This window comes from Ruegeria sp. N8 (assembly GCF_056531325.1).
In genome coordinates, this window is the sequence record NZ_JBQFLQ010000007.1 from 101,785 (window position 1) to 122,441 (window position 20,657).

Annotated in this window: 22 protein-coding genes; 11 read left to right on the forward strand and 11 right to left on the reverse strand. The window is 58.0% G+C overall.

All coding sequences use genetic code 11. The features are described 5' to 3' along the window. Nucleotides 1–36 precede the first annotated feature (36 nt). From ACR0C5_RS14300 to ACR0C5_RS14315, 4 genes are all read left to right on the forward strand, one after another. A complete protein-coding gene (locus ACR0C5_RS14300) occupies nucleotides 37–924 on the forward strand; it encodes a helix-turn-helix domain-containing protein (protein WP_480877480.1) in 888 nt (295 codons plus the stop codon). Nucleotides 925–1,037: 113 nt separating this feature from the next. Continuing rightward, nucleotides 1,038–1,991, forward strand: a complete 954-nt coding sequence (locus ACR0C5_RS14305; RefSeq protein ID WP_480877482.1) for an alpha/beta hydrolase — start codon at nucleotides 1,038–1,040, stop codon at nucleotides 1,989–1,991. A gap of 60 nt (nucleotides 1,992–2,051) precedes the next feature. Next, nucleotides 2,052–2,561 carry a nuclear transport factor 2 family protein gene (locus ACR0C5_RS14310; protein WP_480877484.1) on the forward strand — a complete coding sequence of 170 codons (510 nt, stop codon included), beginning with the start codon at nucleotides 2,052–2,054 and terminating at the stop codon, nucleotides 2,559–2,561. A gap of 9 nt (nucleotides 2,562–2,570) precedes the next feature. Beyond that, on the forward strand, nucleotides 2,571–3,266 hold the full coding sequence (locus ACR0C5_RS14315; RefSeq protein WP_170773755.1) for an SDR family oxidoreductase: 696 nt from the start codon (nucleotides 2,571–2,573) through the stop codon (nucleotides 3,264–3,266). 2 nt (nucleotides 3,267–3,268) lie between these two features. Here ACR0C5_RS14315 and ACR0C5_RS14320 read toward each other — a convergent pair whose 3' ends face one another. Then, nucleotides 3,269–4,144, reverse strand: a complete 876-nt coding sequence (locus tag ACR0C5_RS14320) for a LysR family transcriptional regulator (protein ID WP_480877486.1) — start codon at nucleotides 4,142–4,144, stop codon at nucleotides 3,269–3,271. Nucleotides 4,145–4,196: 52 nt separating this feature from the next. Between ACR0C5_RS14320 and ACR0C5_RS14325 the strand changes: the two genes are divergently transcribed. Then, nucleotides 4,197–5,192 carry a quinone oxidoreductase family protein gene (locus ACR0C5_RS14325; protein WP_170773759.1) on the forward strand — a complete coding sequence of 332 codons (996 nt, stop codon included), beginning with the start codon at nucleotides 4,197–4,199 and terminating at the stop codon, nucleotides 5,190–5,192. A gap of 28 nt (nucleotides 5,193–5,220) precedes the next feature. Continuing rightward, complete coding sequence (locus tag ACR0C5_RS14330) at nucleotides 5,221–5,961, forward strand: SDR family oxidoreductase (RefSeq protein WP_480877488.1); 741 nt, start codon at nucleotides 5,221–5,223, stop codon at nucleotides 5,959–5,961. Between the two features lie 335 nt (nucleotides 5,962–6,296). On the opposite strand, the gene ACR0C5_RS14335 is transcribed toward ACR0C5_RS14330, so the two are convergent. Then, on the reverse strand, nucleotides 6,297–7,307 hold the full coding sequence (locus tag ACR0C5_RS14335; protein WP_170790635.1) for a LacI family DNA-binding transcriptional regulator: 1,011 nt from the start codon (nucleotides 7,305–7,307) through the stop codon (nucleotides 6,297–6,299). Nucleotides 7,308–7,420: 113 nt separating this feature from the next. Between ACR0C5_RS14335 and ACR0C5_RS14340 the strand changes: the two genes are divergently transcribed. The 4 genes from ACR0C5_RS14340 to ACR0C5_RS14355 all read left to right on the forward strand — a co-directional run bounded on the left by ACR0C5_RS14340 (nucleotide 7,421) and on the right by ACR0C5_RS14355 (nucleotide 13,370). Further along, on the forward strand, nucleotides 7,421–9,748 hold the full coding sequence (locus ACR0C5_RS14340; protein ID WP_480877490.1) for a DUF1989 domain-containing protein: 2,328 nt from the start codon (nucleotides 7,421–7,423) through the stop codon (nucleotides 9,746–9,748). Between the two features lie 24 nt (nucleotides 9,749–9,772). Beyond that, nucleotides 9,773–10,738 (forward strand): ABC transporter substrate-binding protein, encoded by a 966-nt coding sequence (locus ACR0C5_RS14345; protein ID WP_480877492.1) that lies wholly within the window; start codon nucleotides 9,773–9,775, stop codon nucleotides 10,736–10,738. A gap of 71 nt (nucleotides 10,739–10,809) precedes the next feature. Then, entirely contained in the window at nucleotides 10,810–11,859 is a 1,050-nt protein-coding gene (locus tag ACR0C5_RS14350; protein ID WP_170790642.1) for a quaternary amine ABC transporter ATP-binding protein, read from the forward strand. Nucleotides 11,860–11,867: 8 nt separating this feature from the next. After that, entirely contained in the window at nucleotides 11,868–13,370 is a 1,503-nt protein-coding gene (locus ACR0C5_RS14355; RefSeq protein ID WP_170786971.1) for an ABC transporter permease, read from the forward strand. A 127-nt stretch (nucleotides 13,371–13,497) separates the two neighbouring features. Here the strand turns inward: ACR0C5_RS14355 and ureG are convergent, their stop codons facing one another. The 9 genes from ureG to ACR0C5_RS14400 all read right to left on the reverse strand — a co-directional run bounded on the left by ureG (nucleotide 13,498) and on the right by ACR0C5_RS14400 (nucleotide 19,000). After that, nucleotides 13,498–14,145, reverse strand: coding sequence for an urease accessory protein UreG (gene ureG, locus ACR0C5_RS14360; protein ID WP_170786970.1), 648 nt, complete (start codon nucleotides 14,143–14,145; stop codon nucleotides 13,498–13,500). Further along, the gene (locus ACR0C5_RS14365; RefSeq protein WP_480877495.1) at nucleotides 14,142–14,810 is read right to left on the reverse strand and encodes an urease accessory protein UreF; all 669 of its coding nucleotides are present in this window, start codon (nucleotides 14,808–14,810) and stop codon (nucleotides 14,142–14,144) included. Before ACR0C5_RS14365 ends, ureG begins: the two co-directional genes overlap by 4 nt. Then, the gene (locus ACR0C5_RS14370) at nucleotides 14,776–15,228 is read right to left on the reverse strand and encodes an urease accessory protein UreE (protein WP_170773775.1); all 453 of its coding nucleotides are present in this window, start codon (nucleotides 15,226–15,228) and stop codon (nucleotides 14,776–14,778) included. Before ACR0C5_RS14370 ends, ACR0C5_RS14365 begins: the two co-directional genes overlap by 35 nt. A 28-nt stretch (nucleotides 15,229–15,256) precedes the next feature. Next, complete coding sequence (locus ACR0C5_RS14375) at nucleotides 15,257–15,481, reverse strand: DUF1127 domain-containing protein (protein WP_170773777.1); 225 nt, start codon at nucleotides 15,479–15,481, stop codon at nucleotides 15,257–15,259. 121 nt (nucleotides 15,482–15,602) lie between these two features. Next, on the reverse strand, nucleotides 15,603–17,363 hold the full coding sequence (ureC, locus tag ACR0C5_RS14380; RefSeq protein WP_170773779.1) for an urease subunit alpha: 1,761 nt from the start codon (nucleotides 17,361–17,363) through the stop codon (nucleotides 15,603–15,605). Beyond that, nucleotides 17,363–17,668, reverse strand: a complete 306-nt coding sequence (locus ACR0C5_RS14385) for an urease subunit beta (RefSeq protein WP_170773781.1) — start codon at nucleotides 17,666–17,668, stop codon at nucleotides 17,363–17,365. The genes ureC and ACR0C5_RS14385 overlap by 1 nt, the downstream gene beginning before the upstream one ends. Beyond that, a complete protein-coding gene (locus ACR0C5_RS14390; RefSeq protein WP_170773783.1) occupies nucleotides 17,665–17,826 on the reverse strand; it encodes a hypothetical protein in 162 nt (53 codons plus the stop codon). The genes ACR0C5_RS14385 and ACR0C5_RS14390 overlap by 4 nt, the downstream gene beginning before the upstream one ends. A 15-nt stretch (nucleotides 17,827–17,841) precedes the next feature. Continuing rightward, nucleotides 17,842–18,144 carry an urease subunit gamma gene (locus ACR0C5_RS14395; protein ID WP_152460019.1) on the reverse strand — a complete coding sequence of 101 codons (303 nt, stop codon included), beginning with the start codon at nucleotides 18,142–18,144 and terminating at the stop codon, nucleotides 17,842–17,844. Nucleotide 18,145: 1 nt separating this feature from the next. Next, complete coding sequence (locus ACR0C5_RS14400) at nucleotides 18,146–19,000, reverse strand: urease accessory protein UreD (protein WP_480877498.1); 855 nt, start codon at nucleotides 18,998–19,000, stop codon at nucleotides 18,146–18,148. A 361-nt stretch (nucleotides 19,001–19,361) separates the two neighbouring features. Here ACR0C5_RS14400 and urtA point away from each other — a divergent pair, with 361 nt between their 5' ends. After that, nucleotides 19,362–20,642 carry an urea ABC transporter substrate-binding protein gene (urtA, locus tag ACR0C5_RS14405; protein ID WP_480505053.1) on the forward strand — a complete coding sequence of 427 codons (1,281 nt, stop codon included), beginning with the start codon at nucleotides 19,362–19,364 and terminating at the stop codon, nucleotides 20,640–20,642. The last annotated feature ends 15 nt before the right edge of the window (nucleotides 20,643–20,657 follow it).

Genomic DNA, 20,657 nt, shown 5'->3' on the forward strand with positions numbered 1-20,657 from the left:
CCCCACATATCGAATAGTGCCAGCCGGAGCCGCTCTTTGCCCCTAAGATACGCTGATATCTACCCGTCAGAACCGTTGCTGAACAGCGATGCGATGCAGCGCCCTTCGGCGGCAGGTTTGATGTCAGTGCGGTATTTTCGCGCCGAACCCGATCGGATGCCGGAAGAGGTGTTTTCGGAACACCACGTCCTCCTGAACCTGCAGGAAAAGGGGCATCGCGTGCAAAACTGGCGGGACGGCACGCTGCGGGATTTCACCTTTTGCAAGGATGAGGTCATCGTGACCCCGGCAGGCATGCGGTCGGGTTGGCGGTGGTACGGGCAGTCCGACGTGATCGTGATTACTTTGCATCCGGACAAGGTTCAGCGATTTGCGCAGTCTGAACTTGGTATGCTGCTGGCCCCGGAGCAGTTTTTCGACCAGCCGCAGTTTTCTGATCCTGACCTATGTGCTGCGGGCGTCATCCTGCGCGACGCGCTTGCGACCGACGATATGTCCTCGGCGGTGATGTTCGAAGCCATGAGCCGGGTTTTTCTGGTCAAACTGCTGCAGAAATACGGCAAACGCCGCGCCGAAGAGGTTGAGCTGTCCTCGCGCTTTACCTCTCAGCACTACCAAAGGGTGCTGGCCTATGTGCAGGACCGTTTGGACCAGACGATCACCGTTGATCAATTGGCGTCTGAGGCGGGCATGAGCCCCTCGCATTTCGCGCGGGTGTTCAAGGAAACGCTGGGTTCGACCCCCATGCAATATGTCATGGCCTACCGGGTCGAGCAGGCGATGAAGATGATCGAAGACCCCGCGCGCCCTCTGGGCGACATCGCTTTGGCCTGCGGGTTCTCGGATCAGGCGCATTTCACGCGCAGTTTCAAACAGGTGGTGGGCCAGACCCCCCGCGCGTTCCGTGCAGCGTGGGCTCTCTGAAGCAGAATCTTTCAAAAACGCGGCAGTCCGGTGCAAGTATCCCTGCCGCCGGCGTCGTATCTCAGGTGTCATCGGGCGTATGCCCATCCAGACAGATTTTGGGAGATACCGCTATGAACACCCTTGCTATGAACACTGCTGCCGCGTTGATGGCGTCGACAGCCGCCGTTGCGCAGGTGGAAACCCGCACCGTCACCTTTGAGAACGAAGGCGCCACCCTGTCCGGCACATTGTATTTGCCGGAAGAGCGCGGAGCCGAGCCGCTGCCGACCGTCGTCGTGACCGGGGCCTGGACCTCGGTTCAGGAACAGATGCCCGCCAACTATGCCCGCGAGATGGCCGAACGCGGTTTTGCGGCCTTCACCTTCGATTTCCGCGGTTGGGGCAAATCGGGTGATCTGCCGAACAACGTGCGCTTTGTTGAAAGCCCCCAGGCCAAGACATCGGACATCCAAGCCGCGATTGCATTCGTCGCGACCTTGCCCGAAGTAGATGCCGACCACATCAACGGTCTGGGGATTTGTGCCTCGGCCGGGTACATGGTCGATGCTGTCTCGGGCAACCCGTTGGTTCAGCGAGTGGGTCTGGTTGCACCTTGGTTGCAGAACGCCGAGATCGTCGAGGCGGTTTATGGCGGTGCAGAAGGTGTCGCCGGGCTGATCGAGGTGTCCCACGCTGCCGAGGCGGCTGGCGGTCAGATCATTCCTGCCGCAGGCCCCGAGGGTGCCGAGGGCGTACTGATGCCGATCGGCGGATATTACTATGAGGCTGACCGTGGCGCGATCCCCGAATACGATGACAAATGGAACAATGCGGGCTGGGAAGGTTGGCTGACCTATCACCCCGCCGACAATCCGCAGCGTTTGGATAAGCCACTGGCCATTGTGCATTCGGAAAGCGCGGCGATCCCACAGGGCGTGCAGACCTTCCTTGCCGGCTTTGCAGGCGAGGCGACCGCGCAATGGCTGGAGGATGTCCCGCAGTTCGACTTCTACGACAACCCCGAGAATGTCACTCACGCGGCGGATACCGTCGCTGACCACTTCCGCGCCGGTTCGAGCAACTAAGCCCTGTCCGGACGCCGAGCAATCGTTCGGCGTCCACCCCCATCTATTCGGAGCATCCTCATGCGTAGAAAACTCACATCGACCCTTGCGGCCGTCTCTATGATCGGATCCGCGGCTTTTGCTGAACAACAGGCCGATATCTCGACCGCAATCACCGACATCGCGGCAGGTGCTGACCGCCACGACTGGACCCGCGTGCGCGGCGCGTTCTCCGATACCGTCACAACGGACTACACCAGCCTCTGGGGCGGAGACCCGGTCACACAACCCGCCGACGAGCTCGTTGCTGGATGGTCCGCCTTTCTTCCCGGTTTCGACGCGACGCACCATATGGTGACCAATCACACCGTCACCTCTCTGTCCGATACATCTGCGACGGCACAGGCGGATTTCACAGCAACCCATCGTCTTGATGACGGCTTGTGGGTGCTGGGTGGCCGCTATGACTATGAGCTTGAGAAATCAGATGATCGCTGGGTTGTCACATCGATGACCATGACGGCAATCTGGGAATCCGGTGACCGTGGGCTTGTGGCTCTTGCCGGTCAGCGCGCGGCCGAGGCAAATTGAGGAAGGACCATGACCAGTCAGCGCGTCGCACTCGTGACCGGAGCCAATCGTGGTATTGGCAAAGAGGTCTCCCGGCAATTGGCCCGAGACCATGGGATGAAAGTTTTGATCGGTGTGCGCGACTTGGCAAAAGGGCAGGCCGCTGCGGATGAAATCGGATATGGGGCGGAAGCTTTGCAACTGGATGTCTCTAATCCGGACTCTGTTGCTGCCGCTTTCTTTTTGACGATTGAATCGGTCTATGGTCGCCTTGATGTTCTGGTGAACAACGCGGGCGTGGATTATGACACCGACCAACAGGTTCACCACGCCGATCTGGACAGGGTCCGCCAAGCATTCGATACGAACCTTTTCGGCCCATGGGAGACGACGATCGCGGCGGTGCCACTGTTGCAACGAGGTACGGATGCCCGGATCGTCAATGTGTCCTCTGGCGCGGGGTCGCTGACCAGCATGAGTGCCGGCACACCCGGCTATGGCGTGTCCAAAGCGGCGTTGAACGCGTTGACCCTCAAGACCGCCGCTGAGTTGAAACCTCAAGGCATTCTCGTCAACGCCGTGTGCCCCGGTTGGGTTGCCACGGACATGGGCGGCGGGGGACGTCCGATTTCCGAAGGGGCCAAAGGAGTCGTCTGGGCAGCGACCTTGCCGAAAGGCGGCCCGACCGGAGGGTTCTTTCGCGATGGTGTTGCAATTGATTGGTAGGTTCAGCCGGGTGTCATGAAATCAATTAGCTTCCTGATCCGTGCGGGCAACAGACGGCGGCTGGGATAGACTGCGAACATGTCCCGCGTCAGAGGGACGGTGTCTATAACCTCAAGCCGTTTTAGATCGCTGTTTACCATATCCGAAGGCAGCATCGCGACACCCAGGTTTCGACGGGCGGCCTGCGCAATGACATCAAGGTCGGTTAAGTTGTGTGCGGTTTGCTTCGGGTGCAGTGTTTCCCCGCTCTCTAGCACCCAGGGTTGACCAGCTGTCAGCGCGGGCAAAGCAAGAAAGTCCGGTCTGGAAATCAACCCTCTTAGCCCACGCTCTCCAATAAACCCTTGTCCGGCACAAAAGCAGTAGGGAACCGACCAGAGCCGTTTCGCGACAAGGCTGGAGTCGGTGAGTGGGCCTACCCGAAAAGCCACATCAATATTGTCGCGAAAGAAGTCCAGCATGATGTTGGTGGTGGTCATCTCAAGCGCCACATCCGGATTCTGTTCCGCAAAATCCAACAGCCGAGGGCCAATCGTCGTGCGTGCTGCCAGCGGAGGTGCCGTGATGCGGATACTCTGGCGTCTGGTATCGTCGGTAAAGCCTGCAACACCCTGCAACGCCTCGATCGGATCCTGGCATCGGTCCAGAAGGCGCCGGCCCTCCTCCGTCAGGCGAACCTGCCGGGTTGTCCGCTCGAACAGTTTGGTGCCCAGATGGTCTTCTAACTCTGCAATCCTGCGGCTGACCCGGCTGAGCGGTATGCCCAGACCGTCTGCAGCCTTGGAAAAGCTCAGATGGTTTGCGACGACAGTAAAAAGGGCAAGGTCGTTGTAGATCATTATTCTATTTTTGAGATTATAACTCCTGATATCAATCATTATCATTGCTTGATGTGACCTCTACCTTCTGCGCAACAGAAGGAGATAGCTGATGCCTTTCGCCATGGAAATCACCCAAACCGGCAAACCGGACGTCTTATTTAAGACCAACAAGGCGACCCCGACCCCCGATGCCGGGGAAATCCTGATCCGCAACTCAGCCGGGGCGGTCAACTTTATCGACACGATCATCCGACGCGGTGAGATGCCCGAGGGGATGATGCCCGATCTGCCTCATGTACCAGGGGTCGAAGGTGCCGGTGTGGTCGAGGCGCTGGGTGAGGGTGCCGAAGGCTTTTTTGTTGGGGACCGTGTGGCTTGGATGGGACCGATCGGGGCCGGTGGATACGGTACCCATTCGCTAATCGCTGCGCCCTACGTCACTCGGCTGGCCGATACCGTGGACTTCGAAACAGCCGCTGCAATCCCCGTCAACGGGATGACCGCCTATCACATGCTGGTCAATCTGGGCGGCGCGGCGGCTGGAAAATCGGTACTGGTTCACGCGGCAGCCGGGGGTGTCGGCACCATGGCCCTGCATGTTGCCAAGCATCTGGGCATGACGGTAATCGCCTCGACCAGCACTGCCAAGGTTGGATATGCCAAAGATCAGGGCGCCGATCACGTCATCGACTATCGCACCGAGGATGTCACCGCGCGGGTGATGGACCTTACCGAGGGGCGCGGTGTGGATCTGACGCTGAACCCGATCTCGGGCGATACCCTGAAATCAGACCTCGATGTACTGGCACCTCTGGGCACAACCGTTCTATTCGGGTTTCTTGCCGGTCCGCCCACAGGCAGTTTTGCCGAAGACTTGGCGAAGCACTTCCAAAAGTCCGTCTCGGTCCGTGTCAGCGACATATACACCTATTTCATCAATCGACCTGATCAGTTTGGCGCGGATATGGCCACAGTGTTTGATCTGCTTGAGAGGGGCGTTCTGCGCCCTCAAGTCACCTCCCTGCCCATTAATCAAGCTGCCGAGGCGCACCGCCGCCTAGAAGCCGGTGAAACAACCGGCAAGCTGGTGCTGAGCTTCGACTGACCCATCCAGTAAAAGAGGAATCACAGCAATGAACACTGTTTTCGAGACCGCCCTGAGTGGCAAACACATTGTCATCGTTGGTGGCAGCAGCGGCATGGGGAAAGCAACAGCAAAAATGGCTACCGCCCTCGGGGCAAAAGTTACAATCGCCAGTCGCAATACTGCCAAGCTACAGGCTGCCGCGGGCGAAATTGGGAGCGGGGTACGGATCGCGCCCGTGGATACGACTGATGGAGCAGGAGTGTCCTCCTGGGCCAGAGGGCTGGGATCGGTTGACCACTTGGTGATCTCTGCTTCAAGTGCTGCGCGTGGGGCGTTCACCGACCTGCCCATCGACGATCTGCGCGCTATGTTCGAGGCCAAGTTCATCGGCCCCTATATGACTGCACGTGAAGTGATGCCGGTGTTGGTCAAAGGCGGCTCCATCACGTTCTTTTCCGGCGTGCTCAGTCGTCGCCCATCCGCCGGAGCTACTGGCCTGGGCGCAGTAAACGCGGCGGTCGAAGCGCTGGCCAAAGGGCTGGCGCTAGAGTTGGCTGGTCGGGCGCGGGTGAATTGCGTCAGCCCTGGCATGGTTGCAACCGAAGCCTATGCCGCAATGACTGAAGAGACACGTGAAGCCATGTATGCGCAGGTTGGCAGCAGCCTGCCCGCAGGACGGGTTGGAGAGGTCGAGGACATCGCACAAGCCGTTGTCATGGCGATGACAAACGGGTTTCTAACGGGCTCGGTCTTGGATGTGGATGGCGGTCACCTTGTGCGTGATTGACGTCTGCCACAAGTCCAAAGGCAAATAGGCAGTTTGCCCAAAACGGACTTGTTTAGGGTGGCGGTTCTGGCTTCATCAAAGCAGATTATGGGTTTGGAGGCAGCGTCCAAGTTGGGCCGAACGCGAGCGCAGGCGCAACCTGCATTGCTGACATTCAATCGGTCTGCAGTGTTAGGCAAATTGGGCTCCTGAGTCGCCGCTCACTGTCTAGCTGCGTATTGTAGCCCATCGAACGTCCGGTGGGCGGACTAACCAGGCATTTGAACTGCATAAGAAAAGGGCTGATTTGGCGCGACAAGCGGTCATCCGAGTTCAGGGGGGCTACCTGCTAACTGTCATGTTATTTCAGCCACCGACTGTCGCAATTTAAGAGTAACATCAATCAACTGTGAGTCAGGGCGGATGCCGTCCTCAATCCATCGGATGACCGCGTTTGCGGTCTTCTTTCCCATTTCAACCACCGGCAAGTGAACCGTTGTTATGCCTGGTACCGATTGACCGGATACGGGCAGGTCATCGATGCTAACCAAAGAGACGTTTGATGGAACCACCATGCCTTGCCGATGTAGCTCGAAAAGTACGCCCTGCGCGAGAACGTCCGACGTGCACATTACGGCGGTGAAGTGAGTTCCAGCGCTCAGGGCGTTTTGGATGGCTGTTGCGCCGCCTTCCAAAGTGATTTTGGTTTCAAATTTGAAAGTCTCTAAACCCGGCACATCGACAAGCAGGCCTGAAAGGCGCGCCCGCGTTCTGTCGTTGTTGTCCGCTGGGCCGTGAATAACGGCAATTTGGCGGTGCCCCGCGTCGATGAGGTATTGCAGTGCCATGCGGGAAGCGCGCGCATTGTCATAGCCGATGGTAGGCAGTGAATATCCGTCGTCGTAGTAAGATGTGGCTATGGTTGGCAGCCGCGTGCGAGAAATCAGGTTGTCGAAATCAGGGCTATGGGTAATTCCGGAAACGATTAGCGCTTCTGCACCAATGTCGATCAGACGTTGTGCCTTCTCGGCTTCGATTCCCGGGTCTCCTGCGGTTGTTGCAACCACCAAGGATAACCCGAACTCGCCGAGTTCATATTCGAGTGCAGAGAGGAATCTGGCGAAGATCGCATTGTCCAGTGTCGGCACCAAAGCACCCACCACCCGAGTTCGCCCCGAGTTTATGGCCCTGGCAGCTGCGCTGGGGACAAAGTGAAGGGATTCGATTGCCTGCTGGACGCGGTCGCGCGTGTTCTTGGATACAGCCTCAGGTGTGTTTAATACACGCGAAACCGTGGCGACGGAAACACCGGCGGCTCTGGCCACGTCCCTGAGGTTGGCTCGTTTCTTTGTCTCTTTTTCAGTCATTTACTTTCTTAATCGAGGCTGTTCAGCAAGCGCTATAGAAATAAACTTGACACATGTAACTAGTTTCATCAACTTATGTAACTAGTTACATTTAGCTGCGGCTGCAGGTTTCCATGACGTCCCATTCGGTCATTCACGACTTCAGCAACATCGGGTGGACTTCTCCCGAGCGATCCTTCTTTGGCTTTCCTAAGGCGCAAAGCGGGACAACCCATCGGCTCGCGGCACGAGAAGCTAAACGGTTTGACATGCAGCCTGGGGACCTGCTTTCACTATCGGGCCGCTGGCTGACGTCCGATCTGCAGATCGGTGCATTCGACTCAAAAGGCAAAGATGCTCTCGCGGCCCTCGGGGTAAATGCCACAGGCAAGCTGGACATGAATGCTGCTGATTGTCGGGCTTTGTTGGGTTGGGTGACTGCAATGGGTGGGAATGCATCTTGTGACATTCCCGTCACCAATGTTCCGGCGTCGGAAGATCAGGTGGTTTTCAGCGTGAAAGCGCGCGTCACTGTCTGGGTGGTGCGCTTGGGCAATAACGAACAACTGGTATCTGGCGCTCTCAACAGCTGGGTCACGGCATCCTTTCAGCCCGCCAAACGCAATACGCCAATCTTGCCGCCTGAATTGGGAGATTTGCGAGACGAGTTCACCGTCGCACGGGGTACTGGCGTGGCCTATGAATTGGCCCTCGGCGAAGTTGTTCAGATCATTGATGTCGAAGGGCAGCAATGTTCGGATTTTCTTGCGCTGCGCACCGACGGGCTGGACAGGGGCGAAGAGCTGTTGATTGACAATACGGCCACGCGATCTCTGGTTCGGCGCAGCTATCCGGGGCCCGGATCATTGGACAAATTTTTTGATCAGGACATGAACCCGCTTTTGAATGTACTTCAGGACACTTGTGGGCGTCATGATACCTTTGGACTGGCCTGCACCGCACGGGGGTACGAAGAGCGCGGTTTTCCAGGCCACGTAAACTGCTCGGACAATATTTCGGCGGCGTTGGACCCATTCGGAGTACGGCGGCGTTCAGCCTGGCCTGCGATCAATTTCTTTTGGAATACCTGGGTTGATCCCCACACCCATGATCTCCGGACTGCGGAGAGCTATTCGCGACCTGGTGATTATGTGGCGATGCGAGCGATGGAGCGGCTCACCTGTGTGTCAACCGCCTGTCCGGACGACATAGACCCGATCAACGGCTGGAATCCAACAGACGTACACGTCCGGATTTACAAGCCGAACACCCCAATTCGCCGCGCTGTTGCTTATCGTGAAAAGGAAGATGCCCCAATGTCGCTCAGTCAGGAGTCTGCATTCTTCAAGCGGTTGGAGCCTTTGACGCAGGACTTCGCACCTGCGCGGGATCTTTGGGCACCTGTCAGCTTTCCTTCAGTCGGTTCGATCGGAGAATATTGGGCGTGTCGTGAAGCCGTGACCCTTCAGGATATGAGCGGTCTGAGGAAATTTGACATCATCGGACCAGATGCCGAGAAGCTTTTGCAATTGGCCACGACACGCAACGTTGCAAAGCTGTCGGTTTGGCGCGGATCGTATACTTTGATGTGCGATCAGACGGGGGCTGTGATTGATGACGGCACGCTGTTCCGGCTAAGCGATCGCCTGTTCCGCTGGTGTTGCGGCACTGAAGAGAGTGCCCGCGTGCTTGAAGCTTTGGCCTTGGAAAACAACCTTCATGTGCGCATTCATGCGATGCGAGGGTCTCTTCCCAATCTGGCGCTGCAAGGGCCGCGTTCGCGGGACCTGTTGCGCAAGATTGTGTTTACGCAGCCGCATGTCCCGTCTCTGGAACAACTAAAGTGGTTTGGTGTCACAATCGGCCGGCTGCACTCCCGCGACGGGGCGCCGTTTATGCTGTCACGGTCGGGGTATACCGGCGAACTCGGATATGAGGTGTTCTGTTCTCAGGCCGATGCGCTTTTGCTCTGGGATGCTCTTATGGAAGCCGGGCAAGAGTTTAACATCACGCCAATGGGGTCGGCCGCGCTTGAGACCATTCGGATCGAAGCGGGGCTAGCTGCGGCTGGTGCCGAATTCACCCCAGGTGTGGATGCGTTTGAAGCGGGGCTGGGCTTTGCGATTGATCTGAACAAACCCGAATTCGTCGGCAAGGGTGCATTGACGCGAAATGCCGAAAACCCACGTCGGGTTTTAAAAGGCATGACGCTGGGCGGCAGCGATGTTCCCGCGAATGGCGCTCCGATCTTTGCCGGAGAACGGCAAATCGGCGAGGTAACCTCTGCCACGTATTCGCCCACGTTTGAATGCGCCATTGCGATGGTACGGCTATCGATCGAATTTTCCGAGACTGGCACCCGCTTGGAAATTGGACAATTGGACGGTCGCTTAAAACGCCTTGGTGGGGTGGTTGTGGATATCCCGTTTGTGGATCCGCAACGCACGCGCGCCAGAGCATAAATCAAAAAAAGGAGAACCAACAGGATGAAAACGTTAACTAAAATTTCAGCAGCCATTGTGCTAAGCCTCAGCGCAACCGGTGCATTTGCGCAAGAAAAGGTAATGATTGGTGAGCCGAGCTGGCCCGGAGCAAAGATCATGGCCAACGTGATTGGCCAGATTATCGAAGGTCGTCTAGGCGGCGAAGTGGGCTATGCCCCCGGTGCGAATGCCGTCATTTTCGCCGCGATGGACGGCGGGCGTGGTGACATTGACGTGCACCCGGATGTCTGGCTGCCAAACCAGTCGTCCTTCACGGATGAGTATGTGGATGAAAAGGGCACGGTGTCTCTTTCGTCTGGTTCATACGAAGGTAAAGCCGGCTTCTGCACCCCGACTTACATGGCCGAAAAGCACAACATCAAATCCATCTTTGATCTGGCGACCCCGGACGCTCAGCAACTCTATGACGCCAATGGTGACGGTAAGGGTGAGATCTGGATCGGTGCTTCGGGATGGGCGTCGACCAACGTGCACCGGGTCAAAGTGCGCGACTACGGCGTCGAGACATTTCTTGAGCCGAGCACTGAAGACGAAACCGTCTTCTACGCACGCTTGAAGGATGCAGTGTCGAACGAAGAGGGTGTCGTCTTTTATTGCTATAAACCGCACTATGTTCATGCGCTTTACGATATGACGATGATCGAAGAACCGCCCCATAACCCTGATGAATACACGATTATTCAGCCCGGTGATGACGCGGATTGGTATGCCAAATCGAAGATCACCAGCGGCGACGTTGTTAAAACCGTCAAGGTTGCCTACTCGAACTCGTTGAACGAACGGAACCCTGCAGCCGCGTCGCTATTGGCAAATATCGACATGGATTCGGATGCGCTGTCGGAGCTCACCTACAAGGTCGTTGTTCAGGGTGGCGACATTTCCGAAGTAGTCGCCGCATGGATTGCCGAGAATGGGGACACCGTGGATGGATGGCTGGGCCTAAACTAAACCGGGCTTGATCGAAATCGCCGACGGCGGGCAGCGCCGTCGGCACGCACTATCATTTTCTGGGTGGAGCCATGGCCAAAGATATAGCCATCGACGCACGAGGCGTGTGGAAAGTTTTTGGGGATCGTTCAAAAGAAGCACTTGCGGCCATTCACGCGGAAGGGTTGGGAAAACCTGAGGTTCTTGAACGATTTAACTGCGTTGTAGGTGTCGCCGATGCCAGCTTTGAGATCGAACGCGGAGAGCTTTTCTGCGTCATGGGGCTGTCTGGATCGGGCAAATCGACCTTGGTACGTCACGTCAATCGGCTTTTGGAGCCGACTGCAGGTGAGATCCTGCTTGATGGCGAAGATGTCATGGGTTTGGGGCCCGAAGGATTGCGGGACTTGCGCAATCGTCGCGTCGCCATGGTATTCCAGAATTTTGGCCTGATGCCGCATCGGACCGTGCGAGACAATGTGGCGATGCCGCTTGAAATTCGCGGTACAGGTAAGGCGCGGCGCTGGGAAGAGGCCGAGCGTGTCCTTAACCTGGTGGAGCTGACCGGTTGGGAAGACAAATATGCGCATGAACTGTCGGGCGGGATGCAGCAGCGCGTCGGGTTGGCCCGCGCCATTGCGTCGGATCCGGAAATCCTGCTGATGGACGAGCCTTTTTCTGCGCTTGATCCATTGATCCGCAAACAGTTGCAGGATCAGTTCATGGCGCTGAGCCGCGAGTTGAACAAGACAACGATGTTCATCACCCATGACCTAGACGAGGCAATTCGCATTGGTCACCGAATTGCAATCATGAAGGATGGGCGCATCGTGCAGGTGGGCACCCCGGAAGAGATCATCCTTAACCCCGCAGATGACTATGTCGCGGACTTCGTCGCCGGAATATCAAAGCTTCACATGATCTTTGCACATTCCGTCATGACACCTGTTGATGAACACGAGGCCCAGAACGGTCCCATACCCGATGACCCTCATCAAGCGCATCCTGAGATGGATCTGGACGAACTCATGAACCTGTGCGTCGAAGGACATGGGATTGTTGCCGTCGTCGATGATGGCAAGACAGTCGGAGTGATCAATCGCACCGGCCTTATCCGCGCAATTCAACAAAATCAGGCGTGAGGACTGGCATGTCGGATATTAAACCGGAAACCGCCGAAAGACTGGGCCGTCTGGTCGAAGAATTTGTTGGCAACGGCGCGGATTACTACCGCAAAACATTTGCCTATATGATGGAAGCCCCTGGCTATCGCTTCACGCTGAATCTGGCCGCTGCAATCCTTGGGCCGCTCTGGTTTGGCGCGCGCGGTCTTTGGTCGTGGTTTCTGAGCTTTATGGTGCTGGAAACCTTTGCCTATATTCAGATTGGCAAAGGTCTTTTTGGGGATCTTGGCCGCGAAGCCCGGCAGCGCGCGGAAAAAATCGGAGAGACGCTCGACCTTCGTCGTGAACAGATCGCAGTCGCTGAGCAAACAGGGGCATCATCTCTGGATTCCTTGAAACGGGCTGCAGAGTCACTGGAAACAGCTCTGGCACAAGCTCAGGACGCGGCGGTTCAGGCGGATGCGACTGGACTTGGATTCATTATTGTTGGGCTGCTGTTGTTGGTGGCGTTCAAATTTATCCAAGCCGCTCTTGCCAACTGGACGCTTGAAGGCCAGTTCGCGCGGTGGCGCTCGGACCGAAGCGCAGCCAGTGGGTGGTCACCCCAGCGTCTGCTGGTCGCGGTGTTTCTTTTTGGCAGCGTTGTGAGCCTGTCGGTAATTAAGTTTGCCCAGCCTGATGCGTTTGCTGTGCTGAAGTCCTTTCCCACGGATCGCACCTGGAGATTGACCGTCGGCGATGGCGTTCAGGCCGTATTTGATTGGACCAAAACCACTGGACGCGGTTTTTTTGACAGTCTGACATTCGGCATGAGAACCCTTCTTGACTGCATAGAGGTTATTCTTGTGCAAACCCCGTGGCCCGTCGTCGGGCTTGTCATCGTGTTGCTGGCCTATCTCACTGCTGGTGCTCGCGTTGCCATCTTCACCGGGGCTGCGCTCGCATATTTGGGTTTGCTCGATTTCTGGGAAAAAGCAATGACAACCATTGCATTGTTAGGGGCTGCGGCGTTGATCTCGATCACGCTTGGCATCCCACTTGGGATCTATTGCGCCCGTCGTCCCAAGGCATTTGCAATTGTTCGTCCGATCCTCGATTTCATGCAGTCCATGCCAAGCTTTGTCTACCTGATCCCGGTTGTTGCATTTATCGGATCGGGCAAACCCGCGGGTGTCGTTGCGACCATGATCTTTGGCAGCCCACCGGTCATCCGTTTTACTGTACTCGGGCTTCAACAAGTGCCTGAAACCGTACGCGAAGCCGCATTGGCGTTTGGTGCGACACCGCGCTATTTGCTGTGGCGTGTCGATCTTCCGCTTGCGGCGAAGACCATTATGGCAGGCGTGAACCAGACTATTCTTCTGTCTCTGGCGATGGTGGTTGTGGCCTCACTGATCGGTGCTAAAGGGCTGGGTGAAGATGTGCTTGAAGCTCTGCAATACGCGGCAGCGGGACAAGGCATTCTTGCCGGTCTAGCGATCTTGTTCTGCGCTCTGATCCTTGACAGGATTGTCGCCGGAAAACGATAGCCGCCGCCTTTGCGAAGGAAAGTCGGTCTAGAGCAGAAGCTGTTTAACGCAAGTAAATGGCCAAAGGTGCGCCAAACCGGACACGCTTATCCGGCTTAGCGCCAAGCCAAGTTTGCGGGTGCTAACCTCAGACCGTTTCCGGCTCGGTTGCCGCCATGAGTGTTGGCAGGCCTCCGATCCGAGCAAGAAGAGACACGATATCATCCACCCCTTTGCGATGTCGAAGTGACGCAAATACGAAAGGTCTGCCGCTGCGCATCCGTGTCGCGTCGCGGTTCATGACGTCCAACGATGCGCCGACATGCGGTGCCAGGTCGGTTTTGTTGATAATCAGAATGTCGGATTTGGTGATCGCGGGGCCACCTTTGCGAGGGATTTCCTCGCCAGCGGCAACGTCGATTACGTAAAGCGTCACATCCGCAAGTTCCGGGCTGAATGTGGCTGACAGATTGTCGCCACCGCTTTCGATCAGCACCAAATCGACCTCCGGATGGCGGTCCTGCATTTCGGCCACGGCGGCAAGGTTGATCGAAGCATCCTCGCGGATCGCCGTGTGGGGGCAGCCTCCGGTCTCGACACCGATGATCCGGTCCTGCGGCAGGATCTGCATGCGCATAAGCGCTTCGGCATCTTCGCGGGTGTAGATGTCGTTGGTGATCACGCCCACCGAAAGCTTGTCGCGCAGTGCCTCTGCCAGAGCGGCGGTCAGGGTGGTTTTGCCTGCACCCACGGGGCCTCCGATGCCCACGCGTAGGGGGCCGTTCATACTGGTCATGTTCGGAACATCCTTGAATATTGGGTTTCGTGTTTCATCGACGCGATGTCGGACAAGAAGGCGGTCGCGCCAAGGTCGTCCATTTTAGCTGCAAGAGCACCCGTTGCGACGCGTTGGCACAACGGGGTCAAATCCCGGATCAACCGCTGGCTTTCTGTCTGGCCCAACGGCACAAGACGTGTCGCGCAGGCGACCAGGTTCGACATGAATGCCTGAAGGTACATCTGCGCGGTCAGCGCCAAGGGCAGCCCCCACAGTCCGGCGGCATGGCCCAGCGCGACAGGATAGGTCAGGGGTGGCAGGTCAAGCGACCAGACATCGGCTGTAAGCCCGCTGAACGCCTCACCCAGAAGACGTGTTTCCCGCAGACGCTCGGATGAGGGACAGAAGGCGCGTGCGGTTTGATCGATTTCGGCCAGAGCATCTGCCGGAGCGGCATATGCCGCCGACAGCAAGATACAATCGTTGCGTCCTGTGCCGAACTCGACGAGATCGGCAATCCACGCGCCTGTTTCGGCGACCGAGGAAACGCTGCCGCTCTCGATTTCCCATTCCAACCCATGCGAATAGGCAAATCCGCCTACGGGGTAGGCAGGTGAGAGCCATTGCGCCAGCGTCAGTATGTCGGTGTCAGTGGGCGTGGCCATGGGTCCTGCCGTGGCCATAGGCCCCACCTTCGGGGGTGAAAGGTTCGCGCACCTCTCGCACCGTGGCGCCAAGTTTCAGCAACATATCGCGAATGACGTGATCGATCTGTATCAGCAGACGCTCGGTTTCGACCTGGCAGGGCGTATGACGGTTGCCGATATGCCAGGCGATGCGGGTCAGGTCAGGTGCGGTGACTTCCAGTAATGCTTCGGGGGCGGCCTGAATGACCACCTCGCGCCCATCATCAAGGACAAGCGCGCCACCGTGATCTAGCGAGGTGGTCTGGGCGAGATCGATCAGAATTTGCTCGCCGCTGTCGCAGGTCAAAACCTTGCGGCGCAGAAAGCGGTCTTCATAGGTCAGCGACAGATGATCGGCCGGTTCACCATGTGAGTGGTTCGAATATTGGCGCGCGGTGCAGAGTAGGGCGGTCATATGCTTGCCCCCTCTGCAGCGGAGATTTTCAGAGCCAGATCGAGTCCGCAAATACCCGGTGAACGATCCGATCCCGTGTCAGTCCACGTTTGCGAAGTTCTTCGTCGCTGAGCGATTGCAGGAATTCGACTTGCCGTACGCGTGTCTGGACTTCGGCCACGCGGATCAATGCCAAATAGATTCGCGATGTGGTGGATGCGATCAGGCCGGACAGTGAAACCCGCGCCGGAGTGTGCGTTGCTGAATGTGCCATTTGGACCCTCGTTTCCGTTGGTCCTCCCATGAGCTTGAAAATGTGTCATGTCAGCCTCGTTGAGTAGTGGGTTTTTGGTCATGGCCGTGTTGCAAATGCCGCAACGCAGCACAATTTTTAGTCAAAACATAAAGTACCGCTGGGCCATCGGCAGAACCTCGGCCGGTTGGCAGGTCAGCAATTCGCCATCGGCGCGGACCTCATAGGTTTCTGGGTCAACCTCAACCTGCGGCGTGGCGTTGTTCAGCAGCAGGTCGCGCTTGCCGATATTGCGGGTGTTCTGCGCCGCAACGGTTTGCTTTGCCAGACCCAGTGTATCACCAATCCCCGCCGCCTGCGCCGCGCCCGAGACAAATGTGATCGCCGAATGCTCGACCGACCGCCCATAGGCCCCAAACATCGGTCGGCTATAGACCGGTTGCGGCGTCGGGATCGAGGCATTCGGATCACCCATCTGCGCGCAGGCTATGGTGCCGCCCAGCAAAACCATCTCGGGCTTCACGCCAAAGAATGCCGGGTTCCACAGGACCAGATCGGCGCGTTTGCCTTCTTCGATGCTGCCGATCTGATGGCTTAGGCCGTGGGCAATTGCCGGGTTGATGGTGTATTTTGCGATATAGCGGCGCACGCGCATATTGTCGTTCTCGCCGGTTTCCTCGGGCAGGCGACCGCGTTGTTTCTTCATCTTGTCGGCGGTCTGCCATGTGCGGATCAGAACCTCACCCACACGACCCATGGCCTGACTGTCGGAGGCGATGATGCTGAACGCGCCCATGTCGTGCAGGATATCCTCGGCCGCGATCGTCTCGCGCCGGATGCGGCTTTCGGCAAAGGCCACATCCTCGGGGATAGATTTGTCGAGGTGGTGGCACACCATCAGCATGTCCAGATGCTCTTCGACCGTGTTCACGGTGAAGGGGCGCGTCGGGTTGGTGGACGAGGGCAGAACGTGGTTCTCGCCACAGATCTTGATGATGTCGGGGGCATGACCGCCGCCTGCGCCCTCGGTGTGGAAGGCATGGATCGTGCGGCCCTTCATGGCGCCCACGGTGTTCTCGACAAAGCCGGATTCGTTCAGCGTGTCGGTGTGGATCATCACCTGCACGTCCATCGCATCGGCCACCGAGAGACAGCAATCGATGGCGGCAGGGGTCGTCCCCCAATCCTCATGCAGTTTCAGGGCGCAGGCACCTGCGTTGACTTGTTCTTCCAGCGCGGCGGGCAGCGAGGCGTTGCCTTTGCCTGCAAAGGCGAGGTTCATCGGAAAGGCGTCGGCGGCCTGCAGCATCCGCCCGATATGCCAGGGGCCAGGTGTGCAGGTGGTGGCCAACGTCCCATGGGCCGGGCCAGTGCCGCCGCCCAGCATGGTGGTCAGGCCGGAATGCAGCGCATCTTCGATCTGTTGCGGGCATATGAAATGGATATGGCTGTCGAACCCGCCGGCGGTCAGGATACGCCCTTCGCCCGCGATGGCCTCGGTGCCGGGGCCGATGATGATGTCAACACCGGGCTGCGTGTCGGGATTGCCGGCCTTGCCGATCTTGGCGATGCGTCCGTCTTTCAGACCCACATCCGCCTTGTAGATGCCCGAGTGATCCACGATCAGCGCGTTGGTGATGACCGTGTCCACGGCCCCCTCGGCACGCGTGGCCTGAGACTGCCCCATCCCGTCGCGTATCACCTTGCCTCCGCCGAATTTGACCTCTTCGCCGTAAAGCAACGCGTTGTCTCCGGTCCCCCCGGTTGCGGCGGCCCCCGCGCGTTCTGCGGTCAGGTCGCGTTCGACCTCGATCACCAGATCGGTGTCGGCCAGCCGCAGTTTGTCGCCGGTGGTGGGGCCGAACATGGCGGCATAGTCAGAGCGTTTGATTGTTGCTGGCATCAGAGCGACCCCATGACCTTTTGATTGAACCCGTAAACCTTGCGCGCCCCCCCGATGGGGATCAGCGAGACTTCGCGCGCCTGACCGGGTTCGAACCGAACGGCGGTGCCCGGCGCGATGTCCAGGCGCAGGCCATGTGCGGCAGTGCGGTCGAATTCCAGCGCGGGGTTGGTTTCGGCGAAATGATAGTGCGAGCCGACCTGAACCGGGCGGTCGCCGGTATTGGCGACCATGAGGGTGATTGCCTCGGCATTCGCGTTCAGGGTGATCTCACCCTCGGCTGGGAACAGCTCACCGGGGATCATTTGTTCAGCTTTGTCATCACGACCAAAGCTGCCAGCGCGACAACCGCCAAACCGACGCCCAAAGTGGCATAGTCTGTGCCATGCGCATGAATATGCGTGTCGGTATGGGCGGCTGCAGGGCCAGCAAGGATCAGGGCTGGGAAGAGCATACGGGTCATATTTGTGTTCCTTTGTTAGCGAATAGGGTTGTGGACGGTCACCAGTTTGGTGCCATCAGGGAAGGTGGCTTCGACCTGAACTTCGTGGATCATCTCAGGCACGCCTTCCATGCATTGCGCGCGGGTGATCACTTCGGCCCCGGCTTGCATCATGTCAGCCACCGATCGGCCATCGCGCGCTCCTTCGACCACGGCGTCGGTGATCAGCGCAATCGCCTCGGGGTGGTTCAGCTTGACGCCGCGGGCCAGCCGTTTGCGGGCGACCTCGGCGGCCATGGCGACCAGCAGTTTGTCTTTTTCTCGGGGGGTCAGGTTCATGTCAGATCATCCAGCATCTGGGAAGCGTGTCATTGTTCAGTCGCCGCAGAACCGGCATCAGCGTGCGGCGGAGGGTAAAGCTGTTCTCGGCCAGCACCCGGATTACCAGCAGATCGTCTTGGATCAGCGAGGCTCCGGCGGTTTCGGATAGCATATCGCGGATGGGGTCGAGCTGGCCCTCGGCTGTGGGAGAGACAAAGGCAACCAGCGCCATCGCCCCCGCGCCGCCTGCGATATGCGGTTTGGCCAGATGCGCGTGCAGATCACCGTCGTATTGCATCGCGTCCAGAAACAGCGGTGTGCCATCGCGCAGGATCTCGACCCGGTCGCGCAGGCGGATATCGGTCAGGGTCTCGCCCATCGCCATGCGGCCAAAGACCAGCGGTTCTACCATCAGTGCGGTTGCTTCCGGGGCAAGGTCGATCTGCAACCGACGCTCCAGCGCGCTGCCGTCAAACAGGATGGTTTCCTGCGGCAGCCAGTTCAGCCGCGCACCCGGAGCGACGCTTAGGTGGTTCACGATCTGGCCCGAGGGACCAGGTTTGGCTTTATACGCGCGCTCGCAGGCCTGAGTTGTTAGCGTCAGGGTGGTGTCGTCGCCCGCATGGCCGGTAAAGCGGAAATTGTCGCCGCCGGTGATCCCGCCAGCGGTGTTCAGCAGCACCGCGTTCAACGCGTCGCCATCGGTGCGCGGAAACAGGCACTTGAACGAGCCCGACTGCCGGAACCCGTCCAGAACCGAGGATGTGCCCAATCGTTTGGCACTCAGCCGAATCGCACCTTGCGCGCGCGGCGGGGTCGCGGCTTGCGTGGGCAATATCGAGGCATGATGTGTAATGGCGCACCTGCGGATCACTTTGTTCTGCCGCTTGTTTCGCCGTTTGGACGTCGGAACTCTATTCTGCCTTGTCGGAATTGGGCCAATATCCGGCGGATTGGATTAATTTTTGAGCGAATTGGTTAACGACTGCCTGAAAATTAAACAAATGAGGCGGATTGTCGGAAATGATCTGTCAACTATTTGCCAAATTCTCTGCGATGCAGAAACGGTATGGGTGCCCGCCACGGGGACGATCCCCGAGGGTGTGTGACGGCTGCGCGAATTGGACCTCGGACACAACCGCCACACGGATCGCAACAACAGTTGCGGGGATCAGGTAGAAGAAGAGTGCGTATCTGCGCAAGCCCTCTCTCCCGGCCCCGCCCAGGAGAATCATATGACATCTCTCAAATCCACGCTCGCCGGATCTCTTGTCTTTGCCGCCATGGCGACCGCTGCACTGTCTGCCGAAGACACGATCAAAGTCGGTGTATTGCACTCGCTTTCTGGCACCATGGCGATTTCGGAAACCACGCTGAAAGACACCATGTTGATGCTGATAGACCAGCAAAACGCCAAGGGTGGCCTGCTGGGCAAACAGCTTGAGGCGGTTGTCGTCGACCCCGCATCCGACTGGCCGCTGTTTGCTGAAAAGGCGCGCGAGCTGCTGACCGTGCATGAAGTGGATGTGATCTTCGGCAACTGGACCTCGGTCAGCCGCAAATCGGTTCTGCCGGTGATCGAAGAACTGAACGGCCTGCTGTTCTACCCGGTTCAGTATGAGGGTGAAGAATCGTCCAAGAACGTCTTCTACACCGGCGCCGCGCCGAACCAGCAGGCAATCCCTGCGACCGACTATTTCTTGGAGGAGCTGGGGGTCGAGAAATTCGCTCTGCTCGGCACAGACTATGTCTACCCCAGAACCACCAACAACATTCTGGAAAGCTATCTGAAGGGTAAAGGCATCGCGGACGAGGATATCTTCGTCAACTACACCCCCTTCGGTCATTCCGACTGGTCCAAGATCGTTGCGGACGTGGTCGCGCTGGGTGCAGACGGTAAGAAAGTTGGCGTGATCTCGACCATCAATGGCGACGCAAATATCGGCTTCTATAAGGAACTGGCAGCAGCAGGCGTTTCGGCGGACGATATTCCGGTCGTGGCCTTCTCGGTCGGAGAAGAAGAACTCTCGGGTCTGGATACCACCAACCTGGTCGGTCACTTGGCCGCGTGGAACTACTTCCAGTCGGCAGATACCGATGTGAACGCCGAATTCGTTGAGACGTGGAAAGCCACCATGGGTGAAGACCGCGTGACCAACGACCCGATGGAAGCACACTATATCGGCTTCAACATGTGGGTGAACGCCGCGACTGAAGCCGGCTCGACCGAAGTCGACGATGTGCGCGCCGCGATGTACGGCCAGGAGTTCCCGAACCTGACCGGTGGAACCGCAGTCATGCTACCGAACCACCACTTGGCCAAACCGGTTCTGATCGGTGAGATTCAGGAAGACGGTCAGTTCGACATCATTAGCGAAACTGACGTTGTTCCGGGCGACGCCTGGACCGACTTCCTGCCGGAATCGGCGGTACTGAAGTCTGACTGGAAAGATCTGGGCTGCGGTATGTACAACACCGAGACCAAGACCTGCGTTCAGACGCTGTCGAACTACTAAACGACACGCAAGGCG